The 18,333-nt window shown below is 72.0% G+C and carries 20 protein-coding genes; 8 read left to right on the forward strand and 12 right to left on the reverse strand.

The annotated features are described in order from the left end of the window. Positions 1-22: 22 nt before the first annotated feature. From ACLF3G_RS00980 to ACLF3G_RS01020, 9 genes are read right to left on the reverse strand one after another with little or no spacing between them, the layout of a single operon-like run. Positions 23-1,141 carry an NAD(P)/FAD-dependent oxidoreductase gene (locus ACLF3G_RS00980; protein WP_430667442.1) on the reverse strand — a complete coding sequence of 373 codons (1,119 nt, stop codon included), beginning with the start codon at positions 1,139-1,141 and terminating at the stop codon, positions 23-25. After that, entirely contained in the window at positions 1,141-2,499 is a 1,359-nt protein-coding gene (locus ACLF3G_RS00985) for an FAD-dependent oxidoreductase (protein ID WP_430667443.1), read from the reverse strand. Before ACLF3G_RS00985 ends, ACLF3G_RS00980 begins: the two co-directional genes overlap by 1 nt. Continuing rightward, the gene (locus ACLF3G_RS00990) at positions 2,496-2,783 is read right to left on the reverse strand and encodes a (2Fe-2S)-binding protein (protein ID WP_430667444.1); all 288 of its coding nucleotides are present in this window, start codon (positions 2,781-2,783) and stop codon (positions 2,496-2,498) included. Before ACLF3G_RS00990 ends, ACLF3G_RS00985 begins: the two co-directional genes overlap by 4 nt. After that, positions 2,780-3,472 carry an SDR family NAD(P)-dependent oxidoreductase gene (locus ACLF3G_RS00995; RefSeq protein WP_430667445.1) on the reverse strand — a complete coding sequence of 231 codons (693 nt, stop codon included), beginning with the start codon at positions 3,470-3,472 and terminating at the stop codon, positions 2,780-2,782. Before ACLF3G_RS00995 ends, ACLF3G_RS00990 begins: the two co-directional genes overlap by 4 nt. Then, positions 3,465-4,451, reverse strand: a complete 987-nt coding sequence (locus ACLF3G_RS01000; RefSeq protein WP_430667446.1) for an ABC transporter ATP-binding protein — start codon at positions 4,449-4,451, stop codon at positions 3,465-3,467. The genes ACLF3G_RS00995 and ACLF3G_RS01000 overlap by 8 nt, the downstream gene beginning before the upstream one ends. Before the next feature lie 33 nt (positions 4,452-4,484). Beyond that, entirely contained in the window at positions 4,485-5,600 is a 1,116-nt protein-coding gene (locus ACLF3G_RS01005) for an NAD(P)/FAD-dependent oxidoreductase (RefSeq protein ID WP_430667447.1), read from the reverse strand. Continuing rightward, positions 5,601-6,998: an FAD-dependent oxidoreductase gene (locus tag ACLF3G_RS01010; protein ID WP_430667448.1), complete on the reverse strand. Its 1,398-nt coding sequence runs from the start codon at positions 6,996-6,998 to the stop codon at positions 5,601-5,603. It abuts the gene before it with no gap. Then, on the reverse strand, positions 6,995-7,288 hold the full coding sequence (locus ACLF3G_RS01015; protein WP_430667449.1) for a (2Fe-2S)-binding protein: 294 nt from the start codon (positions 7,286-7,288) through the stop codon (positions 6,995-6,997). The genes ACLF3G_RS01010 and ACLF3G_RS01015 overlap by 4 nt, the downstream gene beginning before the upstream one ends. Next, the gene (locus tag ACLF3G_RS01020; protein WP_430667450.1) at positions 7,272-8,393 is read right to left on the reverse strand and encodes an NAD(P)/FAD-dependent oxidoreductase; all 1,122 of its coding nucleotides are present in this window, start codon (positions 8,391-8,393) and stop codon (positions 7,272-7,274) included. Before ACLF3G_RS01020 ends, ACLF3G_RS01015 begins: the two co-directional genes overlap by 17 nt. Before the next feature lie 62 nt (positions 8,394-8,455). On the opposite strand from ACLF3G_RS01020, the gene ACLF3G_RS01025 reads away from it, so the two are divergent. Both ACLF3G_RS01025 and ACLF3G_RS01030 read left to right on the forward strand, forming a co-directional pair. Further along, the gene (locus ACLF3G_RS01025; protein WP_430667451.1) at positions 8,456-9,964 is read left to right on the forward strand and encodes an ABC transporter substrate-binding protein; all 1,509 of its coding nucleotides are present in this window, start codon (positions 8,456-8,458) and stop codon (positions 9,962-9,964) included. A 4-nt stretch (positions 9,965-9,968) separates the two neighbouring features. Continuing rightward, positions 9,969-10,934, forward strand: a complete 966-nt coding sequence (locus ACLF3G_RS01030; RefSeq protein ID WP_430667452.1) for a Bug family tripartite tricarboxylate transporter substrate binding protein — start codon at positions 9,969-9,971, stop codon at positions 10,932-10,934. Between the two features lie 10 nt (positions 10,935-10,944). On the opposite strand, the gene ACLF3G_RS01035 is transcribed toward ACLF3G_RS01030, so the two are convergent. Then, positions 10,945-11,634, reverse strand: coding sequence for a glutathione S-transferase N-terminal domain-containing protein (locus ACLF3G_RS01035; RefSeq protein WP_430667453.1), 690 nt, complete (start codon positions 11,632-11,634; stop codon positions 10,945-10,947). A gap of 153 nt (positions 11,635-11,787) precedes the next feature. Here ACLF3G_RS01035 and ACLF3G_RS01040 point away from each other — a divergent pair, with 153 nt between their 5' ends. Next, positions 11,788-13,095 carry a M20 family metallopeptidase gene (locus tag ACLF3G_RS01040; RefSeq protein WP_430667454.1) on the forward strand — a complete coding sequence of 436 codons (1,308 nt, stop codon included), beginning with the start codon at positions 11,788-11,790 and terminating at the stop codon, positions 13,093-13,095. A gap of 75 nt (positions 13,096-13,170) precedes the next feature. Then, positions 13,171-13,656: a large conductance mechanosensitive channel protein MscL gene (mscL, locus tag ACLF3G_RS01045; protein ID WP_430667455.1), complete on the forward strand. Its 486-nt coding sequence runs from the start codon at positions 13,171-13,173 to the stop codon at positions 13,654-13,656. On the opposite strand, the gene ACLF3G_RS01050 is transcribed toward mscL, so the two are convergent. Together ACLF3G_RS01050 and ACLF3G_RS01055 are read right to left on the reverse strand one after the other, a co-directional pair. After that, complete coding sequence (locus ACLF3G_RS01050) at positions 13,613-14,509, reverse strand: BMP family ABC transporter substrate-binding protein (protein WP_430667456.1); 897 nt, start codon at positions 14,507-14,509, stop codon at positions 13,613-13,615. The two genes, mscL and ACLF3G_RS01050, sit on opposite strands and share 44 nt — an antisense overlap. 2 nt (positions 14,510-14,511) lie before the next feature. Next, the gene (locus tag ACLF3G_RS01055; protein WP_430667457.1) at positions 14,512-15,498 is read right to left on the reverse strand and encodes a Bug family tripartite tricarboxylate transporter substrate binding protein; all 987 of its coding nucleotides are present in this window, start codon (positions 15,496-15,498) and stop codon (positions 14,512-14,514) included. 71 nt (positions 15,499-15,569) lie between these two features. On the opposite strand from ACLF3G_RS01055, the gene ACLF3G_RS01060 reads away from it, so the two are divergent. Genes ACLF3G_RS01060 through ACLF3G_RS01075 form a run of 4 tightly spaced genes read left to right on the forward strand, consistent with a single transcriptional unit; the run spans position 15,570 to position 18,287 of the window. After that, positions 15,570-16,319: a hypothetical protein gene (locus ACLF3G_RS01060; protein WP_430667458.1), complete on the forward strand. Its 750-nt coding sequence runs from the start codon at positions 15,570-15,572 to the stop codon at positions 16,317-16,319. 2 nt (positions 16,320-16,321) lie between these two features. Then, complete coding sequence (locus ACLF3G_RS01065) at positions 16,322-16,663, forward strand: hydroxyisourate hydrolase (protein ID WP_430668124.1); 342 nt, start codon at positions 16,322-16,324, stop codon at positions 16,661-16,663. A 14-nt stretch (positions 16,664-16,677) separates the two neighbouring features. Then, the gene (locus ACLF3G_RS01070; protein WP_430667459.1) at positions 16,678-17,562 is read left to right on the forward strand and encodes a polysaccharide deacetylase family protein; all 885 of its coding nucleotides are present in this window, start codon (positions 16,678-16,680) and stop codon (positions 17,560-17,562) included. After that, positions 17,559-18,287: an aspartate/glutamate racemase family protein gene (locus ACLF3G_RS01075; RefSeq protein WP_430667460.1), complete on the forward strand. Its 729-nt coding sequence runs from the start codon at positions 17,559-17,561 to the stop codon at positions 18,285-18,287. Before ACLF3G_RS01070 ends, ACLF3G_RS01075 begins: the two co-directional genes overlap by 4 nt. Positions 18,288-18,333: the final 46 nt, after the last annotated feature.

Raw genomic sequence — 18,333 nt, forward strand, 5'->3', positions numbered from 1 at the left:
CCCGTTGGACCTTGCGCGGAGCCTAGCCTGTTACGCGTGCGTCCGTGAAGCGACCAATCGCGAAGGCGTCCAAGGGAATATCCGTGGCGCCGTCCATCACCAACTCGGACAGCACCGCGCCGACGCCGGGCCCGGTTTGGAATCCCTCGCCGCAGAAGCCGAAGGCGTGGATCAGGCCGGGCGTGGTCTGCGATGGGCCGAGCACCGGGAAGTGGTCGGGCAGCATGCCGTCCGTGCCGGTCCAGCTGCGGATCACCATGGCCTCCGCCAGGCGGGGGATCACGCCGACGGCACGCTGCATGGCGCCGAAGGCGGCATCCGGGCGCGGGCGGGTCACGCGGATGGCCTCGTCGCTTTCGCCATGGCCGCCGCCGAAGATGATGTTGCCGCGCGGAATCTGCCGCAGGTACAGGTTGCCGCCGACCACGCCGAGGCTGTTGCGCAGGAAGTAGGGCAGCGGCTCCGTTACCAGCATGTTTGGATGCAGCTTCGTGATTGGCACTTCCTCGCCGAAGCGGCGCGCAATCGCGCCGCCCCAGAAGCCGGCGCAGTTCAGCAGCCAGGGCGCCGTGAGGGACCGCCCGCCGGCCGTCAGGACGAAGTTGCCGCCGTCATGGTGCAGGTCCGTGACGCCACAGTTCTCCCGGATCTCCGCCCCGGCAGCACGCGCGGCGCGGGCCAGGGCCGGGGCCAACAGTCGCGGATTGGCGCTGCCATCCTCCTCCAGCAGGCTGCCGGCGATAACCTGGTCGCTGAAGAAGGGATTTTCCGCGCGGATCGCATTGCGGCCGATCATGCGCGGTCGCAGGCCGTGCTCGGCTGCCAGCGCATTCCAGCGCAGCAGTTCCGCTTCCTCATCCGGCGTGCGGGCCAGCTTGAGGTGGCCGCAGGCGTCGAACTCGACATCGCTGCCGGTCAATTCGGAGATGCGCGACCAGATCTCCCGGGATTTCCGCGCCAGCGGCAAGCCGGCGGGATCACGACCCTGCTGGCGCACGCCGCCATAGTTCACCCCCGTCGCCTGGCCGCCAACCAGGCCGCGTTCCAGCAGCACCACCCGCACGCCGCGCAGCGCCAGGTGCAGGGCGGCGGAGCACCCTGCCCCGCCGCCGCCGACGATCAGGACATCAGTCGACTGCATCAGCCAACCTGTGCAACCGGCACCGGCTTCACCGGCGGCTGCCCGCGCAGCCGGCCCACCTCCTCGACCTTCACGCCGAGCGCCTTGGACAACACCACCGCCGCGGGCGGGCCGCACAGCCGGCCCTGGCAGCGGCCCATGCCGATGCGGGAGAACGCCTTGGCGCGGTTCAGCTCCGGCGCCTCCTCCGCCGCGGCACGACGCAGGTCGCCGGCGGTGATCACCTCGCAGCGGCACAGCGGCGTATTGTCCTCCATCCGCGCGGCGAGGCGTGCGGGATAGGGAAAGGCCTGCTCCAGCGCGCGCCGGAAGCGGCGTTCCGTGCGCAGCCGCCCATCGAGGTGCTTGGTCAGCGCGGCGTCGGAGGGCAGGTGCGCGTCGGCCAACACCGCCAGCCCGGCGCGTGCGCCGGCCAGTTCCGCGACCTCCGCCCCGCCGATCCCGGCGCCGTCACCGGCCAGGTATACGCCCTCCACCGGCGTCCGCCCGGCAGCATCGGCGCGCGGCACCCAGTTCTGCTGCGTGTCGTCATAGTCGAACGGCACGCCGGCGAGGTCGGCCAATTGCGCCTCCGGCTTCAGGCCCCAGCCGAGCGCCACCGCATCGCAGGGCGTGACATGTTCCTTCCACGCCGCGTCGCGCCAATGCACGGCGGTGACGCCGTCTACGCCCTCGATCGCCAGTGGCGTCGCATCCTCCGCCATGCGCACGCCGCGCGCCTTGAGCGAGGCGTACATGCCCATGCCGCGCAACAGCGTCGGCGCATTCCACAGCATGCCGGCGCCGAAGCGGGCCTTGGTAATGATGTCGGTGGTGTCCAGCACCAGCACCGGCTTGGCACCGGCCTTGGCGTATTGCAGCGCCGTCAGCCACAGCAGCGGCCCGGTGCCGATCAGCACCGGCTTCGAGCCGATGCCGACGCCCTGCGACTTCAACGCCACCTGCGCGCCGCCGAGCGTTGCTACGTTCGGCAAAGTCCAGCCCGGCAGCGGCAGCACGCGGTCCATGGCGCCGGTGCAGAGGATCAGCGCGTCATAGGTCACCTCGCCCTGCGCCGCGCCATTGGTCAGCGTGTGCAGCACGCGGTCGCCAGGGCGGATGTTCCAGACCAGCGTGTCCGGCCGCCAATCCGTGCGCGCCTTCAGCGCATCCAGCGTCGCGTGCAGGCGCTTCGCCCGGCCGGCATCGGCGCCGTAGAGCTGGGCGTTGGTACGGGTGAAGCCGGCGGGCGGGCGCTGCGTGACGCGGCCGCCACCATCGGGGCCTTCCTCGATCCAGATCGGCGTGACGCCGGATCGCACGAGTTGTTCCACCGCGCGGATTCCCGCCGGGCCGGCACCCACCACAACCACCTTCATCGCCTGATCACCTCGAGCCCGGGTTCCACCAATGTCGTACAGGCACGGCGGATGCCCTGATTCACACCGGGACCCACCACATGCACCCAGCAATCCTGGCAGGCACCCATCCAGCAGAAGCCGGTGCGGCCGCCATCGCCGAATTCGCTGGTCCGCACATGGCCGAGGCCTGCCGTCAGCATCGCCGTCAACAGCGTGTCCCCGGCACGTGCGGCCAGTTCCATGCCATCGACGGTGAAAGTGAGGACGGGCCGGTCCTGGTCAAGCAGGCGAACCGCCGTCACAGCAGCGCCTCGAACCGGCAGTTCACCCGCAATTCGCCGACACTGGCGGTATTGGGCAGGCGCAGCACGGTCTCGACGAGGGCGGCCACGTCCTCCGGCCGGCTCATCGCCTCGCGCGGGAACTTGGCGTGTGCCGTCATTTCCGTGGCCACGAAGCCGGGGCACAGTGCGGTGGCGCGGATGCCGTGTTCCCAGCCCAGCCGCCGCACCTCCTGCGTCAGCGCCACCACGGCGAACTTGCTCATCGCATAGCCGAGATTGTCGTTGGCGACGCGCTTGCCGGACAGCGAGGCGATGTTGACCACCCGTCCCTCCCCGCCCGCCACCAGGTGCGGCCAGGCGGCGCGGATGACGCGCAGCGGCGCCTTGGTGTTGACCTGCCACTGCCGGTCCATCGCCGTCTCATCCGCATCCAGCAGGCGCGCGACCGGGTTGATGCCGGCGGCGTTGATCACCGCGTCGATGCGCCCGAAGCGGGCCATGGTGGCGGCGACCCAAGCCTCCGAGCTGCCCTCGGCTTCCGCGTCCCAACGATGCAGCATCAGGTCCGGCCCGGCCGAGAGCTTGCCGGCGCTGCGGATGCCGGCGCTGACCAGCCAGCCGGAGCCATGCAGGCGCCGCAGCACTTCCCGGCCGATACCGCGCGAGGCGCCGGTGATCATTGCAACCCGGCCCACGGGGTCAAGCATGAAGGGCACCTTTCCCTGTCGCGACATGGCAGCGCGCCGCATGTGCTGCCGAGACTTCGGCCAGCACCTGCTCCCGCTCGCAACCCGCCTGCGCCATTGGGCAGCGTGGCGCGAAGCGGCAGCCGGCGGGCATGGAATCCAGCGGCGGCACCCGGCCGGGAATGGCGGACAGCGCCTGGCCCGGCTGGTCCAGCCTCGGGATCGCGGAAAACAGCGCGCGGGTATAGGGATGCTGCGGCCGGTCGAAGATGGCGGCGACCGGCCCCTGCTCCACGATCTCCCCGGCATACATCACAGCCACCCGATCCGCGATCTGCGCCACCACGCCGAGGTTGTGGGTGATGAACAGCACCGCCATGCCGTGCTTCTTCTGAAGGTCCGCCAGCAGGCCGAGCACCTGCGCCTGGATTGTCACGTCCAGCGCCGTGGTGGGTTCGTCCGCCAGCAACACGGCGGGCTCGCAGGCCAGGGCGATGGCGATCATCACGCGCTGGCGCATGCCGCCGGAGAACTGGTGCGGATACTCGTCCAGCCGCTGCGCCGGCGAGGGGATCTTCACCTCCTCGAACAGCGTCAGCGCCCTGGCGCGCGCCGCCTTGCGATCCAGGCCGCGATGGATGCGCAAGGCCTCCGCTACCTGGTCGCCCACGGTCATCACCGGGTTCAGGCTCGTCATCGGTTCCTGGAAGATCATCGCCATTCGGTCGCCACGCACCGATTCCAGCGCTTGGTCGGACAGCCCCGCCAGGTCGCGGCCGTCCAGCAGGATGCGCCCGGCATGGACCCGGCCGAAGGGCGGCTGCACCAGGCCCATGACGGACAGCGCGGTAACGGATTTGCCGCAGCCGCTCTCGCCGACCAGGGCCAGCGTCTCATCGCGCATCAGGGTCAGCGACAGGTCGCGCACCGCCGGGTGCCACGTGCCGCCGATGCGAAATTCGGTTCGGAGTCCAACCAGTTCGAGCGCGGGTGTCGTCATCGCCTGCGAAACTGCGCCAGCCGGCGTCCGGCATCAAGCGGGAACGGCGAAGCGATCCTGGCTGAAGGCCGCAACCGGCAGGTTCGTGGCGCCGCGCGCCATCAACTCGGCGACCGCCGCGCCAGCCGCGGGGCACAGCTGGAAGCCGTGGCCAGAAAAGCCGAAGGAGTGGAACAGGCCCGGCAGGGTGCGGCTTTCACCGATGACGGGCATGTCGTCCGGCGGTCGCGCCTCCGTCCCGGTCCAGCTGCGCACGATGCGGGCCTCGGCAACGCAAGGAAAGATCTCGGCGGCGATGCGGGCGGCGAAGGCCAGGTTGCCGAAGACGACGGAGGAGGTTTCCGCCATCCGGTCGTTCAGCCCCTGGTGCCCGCCGCCGATCACGACGGTGCCGGAGGCGGTCTGCTTGAACGACAGCGCGCGGGCTGTTGCCCCCACGGTGGGCTCGACGAAGGCTGGCAGGCGCTCCGTCACGATCATCATGCTGGCCTTGGTGCCGCAGGGAATTGCCTCCCCGGCCAGCGCGGCCAGGTCCGGCGCCCAGGCACCGGCGCAATTGGCGACGCGCTCGGCCGCAAAGTCGCCCTGGTCGGTTCGGACTGTGATGGTGCCATCCGCCGTGCGGTCCAAGCCGATGACGGCGACGCCCTCCCTGATCTCCACCCCCGCCCGCTCCGCCGCGGCCCGGAAGGCCATGACGGTGCGCATCGGGTCGGCCGAGCCATCGTCCCGCGTCACGATGGCGCCGATCACGTGCGGGGACACGGCCGGCAGCAGGCGACGGACCTCGGCCTGGTCCACCACCTCCTCATGCGACCAGCCCAGGGCACGGACCTGCGCGACACGGGCCTCGTTCTTTGCCATGTCGGCGGCGCTCTCGGCCACCTTGACCTGCCCGGTGGCGCGAAACCCGCAATCGTCGCCAACCAGCGCCACGATGCCGTGCCACATCTCCGCCGCCACCACCGACAGCGCGATTTCCGGCAGCGCACGGCCAAGCCGCCGCACCCCGCCGGCATTCACCCCGCTGGAATGGCGCCCGACATGGCGGCGCTCCAGCAGCGTCACCTGCCAGCCCGGCGTGCGGGCCAGGTGCAGGGCGGTGGACAGCCCGTGCAGCCCGCCGCCGATCACCACCGCGCGGCGCATCTAGCCGGCCAGCGCGGCGAGTTCGCCCAGCGTCAGGGGCTTGGTCGGGAAGCGGGTGCGGAACGGGTCCACCTCCGCCGGGTCGACACCCCGCGCCGCCGCGATCACGCCATGCACCGCCGGGCCGCAGACCCGCCCCTGGCACGGCCCCATGCCGGCCCGCGTGAAGGCCTTGGTCTGGTTGGCGCCGAGGCAGCCAAGCGCCACCGCCTCCCGCACCCGGCCGGCCGTCACTTCCTCGCAGCGGCAGAGGATGGTCTCGTCGGGGATCAACGCCTCGGGCCGCGGCGGGAACATCGCGTCGAGAAAGGGCCGCGGCGCCAGTTGCCGGTCGCGCAGCAGGCGCAGCGGGCCGGCGCGGCCGTCGCGTTCATCTGTCGTGATGCGGCCGAGCGCGCGCGCCGCCTCCAGTGCCGCGATCCGACCGGACAGCGCCGCGGCGCGGGCGCCGCCGATGCCACCCGAATCGCCCGCTACCATGACGCCCTCGGCCGAAGTATTGCCCCAGAGGTCGAGGCCCGGCCGCCAACAACGCTGCACGGGGTCCCAGCCATGTTTCAGCCCGGCGATGGCGCGGGTCACCTGCGTGTTCGGCACCACGCCATCATGCAGCAGCAGCAGGTCGGCCGGATGTGCGACGCCGTCGATGACGATGCGCGAAAGCCGTCCCTCGCCCTCCGCTCGCAGCTCCCGCGCCGGAGTCACGGGCACGCCGGCCCGCTTCACCCGGCGCTGCCACAGCAGGCCGCGCAGCAGGTATTCCGGCGCCTTCAGCGCGCGGGTCAGGAAGGGCATGGCCCGCCGCAGGCCACCGGGCGGCGAAAGATCCACGATGCCGGCGATCTGCCCGCCCCGCTCCAGCGCCTGCACCGCATACAGCCACAGCAACGGCCCCTGCCCGGCCAGCCACACCGCGCCTTCCGGCACCAGCCCCGCCGTCTTCAGCGCGATCTGCGCCGCGCCGATGCCGATGACGCCCGGCAGGGTCCAGCCCGGGATGGGCAGCGGCCGCTCCGTGGCGCCCGCGGCCAGGATGATGCGGCCGGCGGTGATGCTGCGGGCGGCGCCGGCTTCGGACCAGAACACCTTGCCGCCCGCCTCCACCGCCCAGAGGGTGGCGCCGGGCCGGAACTCGGCGCCGGAGGCGCGGAAGGCGGCAACCAGCTTCGCGCCGTCCTTGTCCTGGTCGTCCTTCGCGGGCCGGGCTTCGACCCCGCGATGCACCTGCCCGCCCGGCGCCGCGTTCTCGTCCAGCAGCAACACCGTCATGCCATGCGCCCGCGCCTCGGTCGCTGTCGCCAGGCCCGCCGGCCCGGCGCCGAGCACCAGCAGGTCCACGCTGCCGCCGGCCTTCCCCGGCGCTGCCTGTTCCGCCGTCCACTCCGCCTCGACGCTCATGCCTCGTCCCCGAAGCCACGGGCGCCGCGCTGGATCCCGGCGCGCAGGCCGGGCACCACCGGCACCAGGCAGGCCTGCACATTCTGGGCGCCCTCCACCACCACAAGGCAGTCGAAGCACGCCCCCATCAGGCACAGCGGCCCGCGCGGGCTGCCGCTGACCGGGGTTTGCCGGAACGCCGTCACGCCGGCCGCCAGCAGCGACACGGCCAGGCTCTCGCCCGCCCGCGCCGGCAGCGCCTCGCCCTCCCAGGTGATGGTGCAGTCGGTCGGCTCACTGCGCCGGAACATGCGGACCTCCGAGGAAGCGGGCGGGGTGCAGGTCGCGGGCCGCGTCCGGCAGCGCGCCGCCGAGGATCGCCTCTGCCAGCGGCCCCGCATGCACGGCAGCGAGCGTCACGCCGGAATGGCAGGTGGCGACGAAGGCGCCGGGGTGGGTCGGGCTTTCGGCATAGGCGGGAAAGCCATCCGGCGTCATCGGCCGCAGCGCCGCCCAGCCGCGCACCATCCGCGCCTGCGCCAGCACCGGCAGCACCCGCAAGGCGCGAGCGGCCATGCGGGCCAGCGCATCGGTGCTGGTGCCGGTCGCGAAGCTGCCGTCATCCTCGCTGGTCACGCCAATCTGGATGGTGCCGTCGCCGGTCTGCCGGATGGCGCTGGCCGGCAGCGGCAGGATTGGTGCCAACCGTTCGGTGACGATGTTCTGGCCGCGCACCGGCCGCACCGGCACGTCCAGCCCCACCAGCTTCGCGAGCCGCGTCGTCATCACCCCCGCCGCGATGACGATGCGCCGCGCCGCGACCTCGGAGCCATCCTCGCGGTCGATGCGGTAACCGCCGGCCACCGGCTCGATCGCCATCACCGCGGCGCCGGGCAGGTGCGCCCCGCCGGCCTTCCGCATCCCGGCCTGGAGCCCGCGCAGCAGGGTCAGGGGGTCGACATGGCCATCCGCCGGCTGGAAGCTGGCGCCGAGCACCTCCGGCCCCAGCGGGCAATCCGGCATCAGGTCGCGCAGCGCCGCACGGTCCAGCATCCGCAGGCCCTGCTGGCCCTGGTTGTGCATGCGCTGCACGAAGGCTTTCCGGGTGTCGTACTCGCCCTCGCCCAGGCAGAAGGTCAGGCCGCCGACGGCCCGGTACTGTGTGTCCCGGCCGGCATGGCCGGACACCCGCTCCGCCAGTGCCGGCCACAGCGCGACGCTGGCCCGCGTCCATTCGGCATAGGCGGGCATGCCGTCCCCCTTGGACTGCGACCAGACCAGCCCGAAATTGCCGCGCGCCGCCCGCAGCGCCACATCGCCCTCGTCCAACACCGCGACGCGCGCGCCACGCTCCGCGCAGCCAAAGCCGATGGCAGAGCCCACCATACCACCGCCGATGATCGCCACGTCATACATGTTGCGAGCCTGACCCCTGCCGCCCCATCCTGCAAGCCGGGATGCTTCGAAAGGACCGGACAATGCGCCGCACCATCATGGCCACCGCCCTGCTACTGGCGCTTCCGGCAGCCGCACCAGCGCAGACGCTTCGCGTTGGCCTGATCGCGCAGGACATGGGCACCACGGATCCGCACCGCGCCAGCGCCACGCAGGACAAGGCGCCGCTGTCCTGGGCCTATGACGGGCTGGTGCGCTTCCCGCCCGGCTCCGCCGACCCGGCGCAGATCGAGCCGGACCTGGCGGAGCGCTTCACCCGCAGCGAGGACGGCCTCAGCTACACGTTCTACCTGCGCCCCGGCGTCCGCTTCCACGATGGCCAGCCGCTCGGCGCGGAGGACGTGGTGTTCTCGCTGCGCCGCGCCGCCGACCGCGCCCGCAGCGGCTTCGCCGGCGACTTTGCGCCGGTCACGAGCATCGAGGCGCTGGACCCCATGACCGTCCGCGTGACGCTGCGCGAGGCGGTGGCCGGCGCACTCGGGCTGTTCGCCAACTACCATGGCGGCATGATCGTCTCCCGCCGTGCCGACACAGGTGGGCAGGCGCCGGGCACCGGCCCGTTCCGCATGGAACGCGCCGGCGGCGGCGCCGCGCGGATGGTGGCGCATGACGCGCATTGGCGCGGCCGCCCGGCGATCCGCGCCATCGACCTGCGCTTCATCACCTCCGACGCGACCCGTGAACTCGCCTACACCGCCGGCGAGCTGGACCTGATCATCGGCCGCCGCGAACAGCGCTGGGTGGAGCGCATGCGGGCGCATCCGAATACGGCGGTGGAGGTCTTCTCCCCCGGCGAGTTCCGCACCCTGCTGATCAGCAGCCGCAGCGCGCCGCTGGACGATGCGCGGGTGCGCCGCGCCGTGCAGCATGCGGTGGATGCCCCCGCCATCGCCCGCTTCGTCGGCCTGGACGTGGCGACGCCCTGGCCGAGCCCGGTGCCGCCCGGCTACCTCGGCGCGACGCAGGAGGTCCCGCGCTACGCTCCCGATCCGGCGCGTGCCCGCGCATTGCTGGCGGAGGCGGGCCATGCAAACGGCGTCACCATCCGCGCCGTCGTTTCCTCCAACTCCGCGCAGTTGCCGATCATGGAGGTGATCCAGGCGCAGTTGCGCCGCGCCGGCATCACGCTCGACATGGATGTGGTGGAACACGCCACCTACCACGCCCGCATCCGGCAGGACCTGTCGCAGATGACCTTCTACGGCGCCGCGCGGTTCCCGGTGGCGGACAGCTACCTCAGCCAGTTTTACCATTCCCGCAGCGCACCCGGTCAGCCGACCATGTCGTTGAACTTCGCCCACTGCAGTGCCGCCGACGCCGAGATCGACGCCGCCCGTGCCGAACCCGATGCGGCGAAGCAGATGGCGCTGTGGGCGACGGCGCAGCGCAAGGTGCTGGAGGCCGGGTGCAGCGTGCCGCTGTTCGACCTGAAGCAGGTCTGGGTGCGGCGCAGCGGGCTGAACCTGGGCTACAGGCTGGAGGGCGCGCTGAACCTCGGCCCGGCCATCACGGCGGCGACGCGGCTGGACTGACGGGATGCGGCGGCGGAGCCTTCTCGCGGCGGGTCTCGCCGCCCCCAGCCTGGCCGGCGCGCAAGTAAGCTGGCTGCCGGACCGGCCGATGCGGCTCATCGTGCCCTTCGCGCCGGGCGGCGCGCTGGATGTGCTGGCGCGGCTGCTGGCGTGGGAGATGGAGCCGCTGCTCGGCACCACCATTCTGGTCGAGAACCGCAGCGGGGCCGGCGGCAATGTGGGCGCGGAGGCGGCGGCGCGCAGTGAGCCGGATGGCCACACCTTCCTGATTTCCGCGCCCGGGCCGCTGGTGGTGAACCCCTTCCTGTATCCCAGCATGCCGTTCAACCCGGAGGTCGCCTTCGTCCCGGTGGCCCTGGTCGCCAGCAACCCGCTGCTGGTCCTGGCCTCCACCCGGCGACCGGAGCGCAGCCTGGCCGACCTGGTCACCGCGATCCACAGCGGGGCGCGGCTGAACTATTCCAGCGCCGGCGCCGGCAGCGCCGGGCACCTGACGATGGAGATGCTGAAGTCCCGGCTTGGCGTCGCCCAGCCCCAGCACGTCGCCTTCCGCGGCGCCGCCCCCTCGCTGGAGGCGTTGTCAGGCGGCCATGTGGAATTCGCGGTGGAAAGCATCACCAGTTCCATCGGGTTCATCTCAGGCGGCCTGGCGCGCGCGTTGGCGGTGACCACCTCGGAACGCTGGCCCGGACTACCGGGGGTCCCGACGGTGCAGGAATCCGGCGTGACGGACTTCGACTACGTCTCCTGGATCTGCTTCGTCTACCCGGCCGGCGTCAGCGAGGAAGCGGTGCTGCTGCTGAATGCGGCCACGAACGGGGCACTTGCCACGCCCGGGATGCGTGAGCGCCTGCTGCGCCTTGGTGCCGTGCCGCGCGGCGGCACGGCACGGCAGCTTGAGCAGCATATCCGGTCCGAGCGGACGAAATGGGGGGATGCGGTGCGGATTTCCGGCGCCAGGGTCGGATGAACGCAACCGTCTACGGAAAGGCGGCGCAGGCCTCCCAGCCGATCTCGCGCGCCTGCGCCTCCGCCCCCGCGACCCATTCGGCCACCAGCGGATGCGCCAGCACGGCATCCGCATAGGCCTGGGCGTCAGGTGCCAGGGGCACGGAGTAGGTGCGGAAGCGGCTGGCCATCGGCGCCCACATCGCATCGGCAAAATTGAAGCGCGCGCCGAACAGGTAGGGGCCGCCCTGCCCCCAGGCCGCGCGCGTCTGCCGCCAGCTTTCCTGCACCCGCGCCACCTGCGGCGCGACGCCGGGCCGGCCGAGCAGCTTGACGTTGGAGGGCACGCCATGCGCGATCGGCCAGCGCTTCACCAGGTTCATCGGCAGCGCCGCGCGCAGTTCCACGAAATGTGCGTGCATCTCGGCCGCGGAGCTGCGCGCGGCGGTGCGGGCGCGCAGATCGCCGGGCCAGATGTCGCAGCCGGGCGCGCGTTCCCACAGGTATTCCGCGATCGCCAGCGTGTCCGTCACCGCGAAGTCACCATCATGCAGGATCGGGATGAGGCCGGTCGGCGAGGCTTCCGCGAGCTGCGCCTTGCTGTCGGCGCGGGACAGGAACAGCGTCTCGGACTCGAAGGGTAGGCCGGAGAGCCGGCACGCCAGCCAGCCGCGCATGGTCCAGGTGGAGGACCACTTGCCGCCGATCACCAGCCGCATCATCCGCTCGTCTCCCGCCAGGCTGGCGCCAGATGGCCGCAGGCCCGGCGGCGAAGCAAGCCCTGCAACCTCAGTCACTTGATGTATACGCGCTGGTCATTGCCCTGCCGCCCATAGTGGCTAAGTTGGCGCCCCTCGACGACAGGACGAAGCACGATGGACGGCCCGATGAATTCCGTGGCGGCGCGCGTGGACCAGGCGGCGGAGGCGGGTGGCGAGGCCGCGGTCAGCTTCCTGCGCGACCTGATCCGCCTGCAATCCGGCGGCGAGGCCGCGGTGCAGGCGCGCATCGCCGCCGCCTGCGAGCAACTCGGCTGCATCGTCGAGACCCGCCGCTACAGCCCGGCCAACGTGGTACTGCGGGAAGAATTCGCCAGCGAGGCGGCAATGGCGGCCGAGGAGCGGGAAGCCGTGCTGGCCCGCTTCCCCGGCAGCGGCGGCGGCCGCAGCGTGATCTTCTTCGCCCATCCGGATGGCGAGGCGTTCCAGCCCCAGCATGGCTGGCTGCACGACCCGATGGCCGGCGAGATCGACCAGGGCCGCATCCATGGCTGGGGCGTCGCCGACGACCTGGCCGGCATCGCCACCATGGTGGAGGCCTTGCGCGCCGTGCTCGCCGCCGGCGTGGTGCCGAAGGGCGATGTCATCCTCGCCAGCACCCCATCCAAGCGCCACGCCCGCGGCGTGCACGCGCTGCTGCATGGCGGCGTCACCGCCGATGCCGCAGTCTACCTGCACCCGGCCGAGTCGGGCATCGGGATGCGGGAGGTGAAGGCCCTGGCGCCGGGCCAGCTCGTGTTCCGCATCATCGTCAAGGGTAAGCTTCCGCCGACGCAGGAACCCGGCCACACCGCCTTCGCGCATCTGGCGGTGAACCCGATCGAGAAGGCGATGGGCGTCCTCGCCGCGCTGCGGGCGCTGGATGCACGGCGCGGCGCGCGTGTGCATCACCCGGCGCTGGATGCCGCCGTCGGCCGCAGCACCAACCTGCTGGTCGGCGACCTCAAGACGCTCGGCGATGGTCGCGCCGCGCGCATCGCACCCGCCGTGCAACTGTCCTGCGCCCTGTCCTTCCCGCCCGGCGAGAAGCTCGCCGACGTGCAGGCGGAGGTCGAGGCCGCCATCGCGGAGGCGGTCGCCGCCGATCCGGCGCTGGAGGTCGAGACGATTTTCCTGTCCGGCGTCACCGGCGCCGAAGTGCCGCTGGACCACCCGCTATGGCTTGCCACGCATGAGGCGGTTTTGCGCGGCACCGGCACGGCGCCCGAGATCAACCCGCTGCACACCTCCTCCGACATCCGCAACCCGATGGTGCAGTCGGGGATTCCCTGCGTCGGGCTGGGCCCGCTGTGCGGCGACCTGACGCAGAATGGCGGCCGGGACGAATGGGTCGACGTGGCGGACTATCGCCGCGGCGTGGCGGTGGTGGCGGCGCTGATCGCCGGCTGGTGCGGCGCGGAGTAGCGCCGCGCGCAAGGAGATTTGCGTGGCGCCGCACCGCGCGGCGCCACAGGCTGCCTGTTCACGCAGGAGCGCGCCATGAAATCGCCAATTACGCTGAATGAACCGGCCTGGCTGACCGAGTTCAAGGCCTTCATCATGCGAGGCAGCGTGATCGACCTGGCCGTCGGCATCGTCATCGGCGCCGCCTTCACCGCCATCGTCGGCAGCCTGGTCGAAGACCTGATCAACCCGATCGTCGGCCTGATGATCGGCGGCATCGATTTCTCCAACGTCTTCGTCGTGCTCAGCGGCGCAAGGCAGCCCTCGCTCGAGGCAACGCGCGAAGGTGGCGCGGCGGTGCTGGCCGTCGGGCGTTTCATCAACGCCATCATCAAGTTCCTGATCGTCGCGATGGCGATCTTCTGGCTGTTGCGCATCCTGTCCCGCTTCCGCCGGACGCAGGAGGCGAAGCCGGTGGCACCGACAAAAAGCGAAATCCTGCTGGCGGATATCCTGGCGGAACTTCGTGCGCGACCGCCTACGGCGCCCAATCCCGCCCCGGCCAATCCTCCGGCACCCTGACGGCGCCCGACAGGATCTCGTCGCGCAGCGCGTCGATCCGGGCCGCGAGGTCCGGCGCGACGTCGGCGGCGAGCGCCAGACGCACCGCCTCCGGCGCCTCAAGCCCGATGCGGCGGTCCGTGAAGGCGCCGGCGAGGAAGGCCTCGATGGCGGCCAGCATGGCGACGCCGTTGTCGGCCACGGCGGAGGCAAGGAACACCGCATCCTCCGCCGTCCAGTCCCGGACGTTGCCAATGGCGCGGATGCCGGCGGCGCGGCACGCGGCGATGGCGCCGGACCGGCCGCCATCGAGCATGGCGAATTGCACCTCGGCGCCCGCCGCCACCTGCGCCGCGGTCCAGTGCCCGGCGAGTGCAGGGTCGTGCTGATTGCCGCAGAAGCCGCTCAGTAGCGTGGCCTCGGGGCGTGTATGAGCCAGCCCGGCGGCGAAGCCGGCACGGCCGCGTAGGCCCGGCGGCACGGGTTCGCCCGACAGATGCGCCGCGACCATACCGCGCATCCACCAGCCGGCCAGTGCGCCGGCAAGGAAGGCGGATTGCTCCTGCAGCACCTCGAATCCCGCGATGTTGGGGCCGGTGATGCGGCCCTGCGTCACGGCGAAGGCGACGTCCGGGAAGGCCGGCGCCACCTCCGCCACCGCCTGTTCCCCCTGCCCGCCATGCGCGATGACCAGGTCGGCGCGGGCGGCCGCGGCTTCCACCGTGGCGGCGCGGCGGGCCGGCACCGGCTCCCACACCGTCTCGATGGCGACCGGCAGCGCGGACGCGCGCGCAAGGCCCTCGGCACCGGCCCGGTTGAAGGCACCAGCGCCGGGCTGGCCGAACAGGATGGCGACGACGCGTGGCCTGTTCATGCTCAACCGGGCGTCAGGCCGAGCGCCTTCACCGCGGCGCCTGTCACGCGCACCTCCTCGCCGACGAAGGCGAGGAATTCCGGCTGCGTCATTCGCCGCGTCGCGATGCCGTGCTCGTCCAGCCGGCTGCGCATCAGCGGCACGGCCAGCGCGGCCTCCACCTCGGCGTGCAGTCGCGCCAGGATGGTGGGCGGCAGGCCCGGCGGTCCGGACAGGCCGAGCCAGTTCTCCGCCAGCAGTCCCGGGAAGCCGGCTTCCGCCGTGGTCGGCACGTCCGGCGCCATCTTCTGGCGCTCCGGCGCGGTGATGGCGATGGCGCGCAGCCGCCCGGCCTGGATGTGCTCGACATTCTGCGGCAGCGTGTCGAAGGACATCGGGATGGCGCCGCCCAACAGGTCCGCCTGCATCGGCGCGCTGCCGCGATAGGAGACATGGGTGAGCTCGGCGCCGGTGCGCTTGGTGAAGGCCTCGCCGAAGATGTGCGCGACGGAGCCGGCGCCGGAACTGCCATAGCCCGGTGGCACGCGCTGCGCGCGGAGCCAGGCGACCAGGCCGGCGAGGTCGGTCGCCGGCACCTTGGACGGGTTGACCATGATGACCAGCGGCGTCGCGCCGATATAGGCAATGTGGCTGAAGCCGCCGACCGGGTCGTAGGTGACGCTCGGATAGATCGGCGGGCTGGTGACGATCGGCGCGGTGTTGGACAGCATTAGGGTATAGCCATCGGCAGGCTGCTGCGTGGTGTAGATGGCGCCCAGGGTGCCGCCGGCGCCCGGCTTGTTCTCGACCAATACGCGCTGCGGCAGGCGCTGGGACAGCACCTCCGCCAGCACGCGCGCGACGATGTCGGAGGACCCGCCGGGCGGGAAGGTGACGATGATGCGGATCGGGCGGCTCGGCCAAGAGGGCGGAGATCCCGGCTGCGCCAGGGCGGTGCCGGCGGAGCAGGCGGCGAATGCCGCGAGAAGTGGCAGATGGCGGCGGCGCATGGGCTGAATCCCCTCGGATGCCGGGTCCGAGGCAATTGCCGTGCCGCCTGCGCCGCGCCAGTCTCGCCCGCATGCCCGACGCGACCACCCTGATGCACCCGGCCCCGCGCCTGCTCGCCACCATCCTGCCCTCCGCCAACACGGTGGTGGAGCGCACGACGCAGGCGCTGCTGCGCGACCTTCCGGGCGTGGTGCCGATCTTCAGCCGCGTCGCCAAGCGCGGCGCCGTGGACCCCTTCCCCGACAGCTACGACTGGGAGGCGCTGCTGAGCGCCGCCGACCTGCTGGCGGATGCGAAGCCGGATGCGCTGGTCTGGTCCGCCAGCAAGGGCGCCTTGATCGGCCTGGAACACGACCGGGAGCTGGTCCGGCGGGTACGCGCCGCGACGGGCCTGCCCTGCGACACCTCCGGCCTTGCCCTGCTGCGCGCGCTGGCGGCCTTGGGCGCGACGCGGATCGCGCTGATCGGGCCGCACACGCGCGACTACAATCTGCGCGCCGCGCGAGGCCTGGCGGCGGAGGGGATCGAGATGGTGGCTGAAGCCAGCCTCGGCATCACCGACAACCTCACCTACGCGACTGTGGGGTATGATTCGGTCGCGGCGCTGGTGCGGCAGGTGGCGAAGCCCGGGGTGCAGGCGATCGTGATGTGGAACACCAACTGCGCCGCCGCACCGCTCGCCGCGGCGCTGGAGGCCGAGACCGGCATCCCGCTGCTGGACGCGACGGCCCTCGGCGTCTGGGGCGGGCTGGCGGCGGCGGGCATCGCCGAACGCCCCGGCGCGGCATGGGGCAGGCTGTTCAGCCTGGAGGGCGCGTGAGCATGGCGGGCGGCATTTCCCTGCATGCGGTGGATGTGGCCAGCGGCCAGCCCGCGCGCGGGCTGCGCGTGACGATCCATCGCCTCGACCCCGCGCCGGTTCTGGTGGCGGAGGGTGTGCTGGGCGCCGATGGCGCGCTGGTCCATCCGGTAACACGCGGCGAGGGCGTGCGCCCTGGCGTGCATGAGGTGCTGTTCCAGATCGGCGCCTTCTACGCCGGCACGCAAACGCCGCCCTTCCTCGGCGAGGTGCCGTTCCGTTTTGCCGTCTTCGACCCGGCGCTGCACTACCACCTGCCGATGAAGTTCACGCCGTGGGGCTATGCCCTGTTCCGGGGCGCCTGATGCTGCCCGGTGCCATGCCGCCCGCTTCCCGCGACCTCGCCGGCCGCGCCGGCGCGCCCTCCGCCGCCGAATGGCCGGATGGGCGAAAGCTGGCGCTGTCCTTCGTCGTGAATGTCGAGGAGGGCGCGGAGATGTCGCTGACCTCCGGCGATGCGCGCAACGAGCCGACCTACGAGGCGCGGGAGGAGGTGGTGGGCCATCCCGACCCCTGCATGGAAAGCCACTTCGCCTATGGCAGCCGCGTCGGCCTGTGGCGCATCCTCGATGCCTTCGACGCGCATGGCTTGAAGGCCACGTTCTCAAGCTGCGGCCGCGCTGTCGCCGCGACGCCGGTCCTGGCCGCCGCGCCGCATGCGCGCGGGCACGAGATTTCCGCGCATGGCTGGCGCTGGGAAAGCCATGCCGGGATGCCGGAAGACACCGAGCGCGCCGTGATCTCCGCGACCGTCGCCGCCATCCGCGACGCCACCGGCGAACGACCGGTCGGCTGGCACACCCGCAGCGCGTCCTCGGTCAACACGCGCCGGCTGCTGCAGGAGGAAGGCGGCTTCCTGTACGACAGCGACAATTACGACGACGACCTGCCGCGGCTGCACGGCGCGGCGCATGTCCGCCTGCCCTACGCCTTCGACACCAACGACATGCGCTTCTCGCCCGGCGGCGGCTTCATCCAGCACGAGGATTTTTCCAGCTACTGCATCGCGGCGATCGACTGGCTGCTGGCGGAGGGCGCACCGCGCATGCTCTCCATCGGGTTGCACCTCCGCATCATCGGCCGCCCGGCGCGAATGCCGGGCCTCGACGCCGTGCTGCGCCACGTCGCGGGGCGTGATGATGTCTGGGTGGCGCGGCGCTGCGACATCGCACGGCACTGGCTGACCCAGGAGACACCGGCGTGAGGCTGCTCGTCGTCAACAGCAATACCACGGACAGTGTCACCGCACGCATCGGCGCGGCGGCGCGGGCCGCGGCCTCGACGGGCACCGTCGTCCAGGCCATCTCCGCGCCCTTCGGCCTGCCGTTGATCGTCAGCCGTGCCGACTGGCTGGTGGCCGGACCCGCCACGCTGGCGGCGCTGGCCGCGCATCGCGGCCACTACGACGCGGCGATCATCGCCTGCTTTGGCGACCCGGGTCTCGATGCCGCGAAGGAATTGCTGGACGTGCCGGTGCTCGGCATCAGCGAGGCCGCCTTCCACGCCGCCGCCATGCTCGGCCGCCGCTTCGGCGTGGTGTCCTTCACCACGGCGCTGCGGCCGATGTTCGAGGACTGCCTGGCGCATCACGGCCTCGGCGCGCGCTGCGCCGGCTTCCGTATGGGCCCCGCCTTCGCCGGCGATCCGGGCCTGGTGGCGGAGGAACGGGCGGAGCTGCTGGTGGAGCTGTGCCGCCAGAGCGTGGAACAGGATGGCGCGGAGGCCGTGATCCTGGCCGGCGGCCCGCTCGCCGGCCTCGCGCCCGTCATCGCACACCGCGTCCAGGTGCCGCTGGTGGATGGCACGGCGGCCGCGGTGCGGCTGGCGGAGGCGATGGTTGGCCTGGCGCCGCCCGACGCGCCACGCCCGGCACGCAGCCGAACCCTGACCGGCTTCGCGCCCGGTATTGCCGATCTCTACCGGGGCTGAGCCGGGCGGCACGCGGCTTGCTTCTTCCGGCCACTGCAAAGCCGGA

It is taken from the genome of Falsiroseomonas sp. HC035, from assembly GCF_050563525.1.
Classification (GTDB): Bacteria; Pseudomonadota; Alphaproteobacteria; order Acetobacterales; family Acetobacteraceae; genus Falsiroseomonas.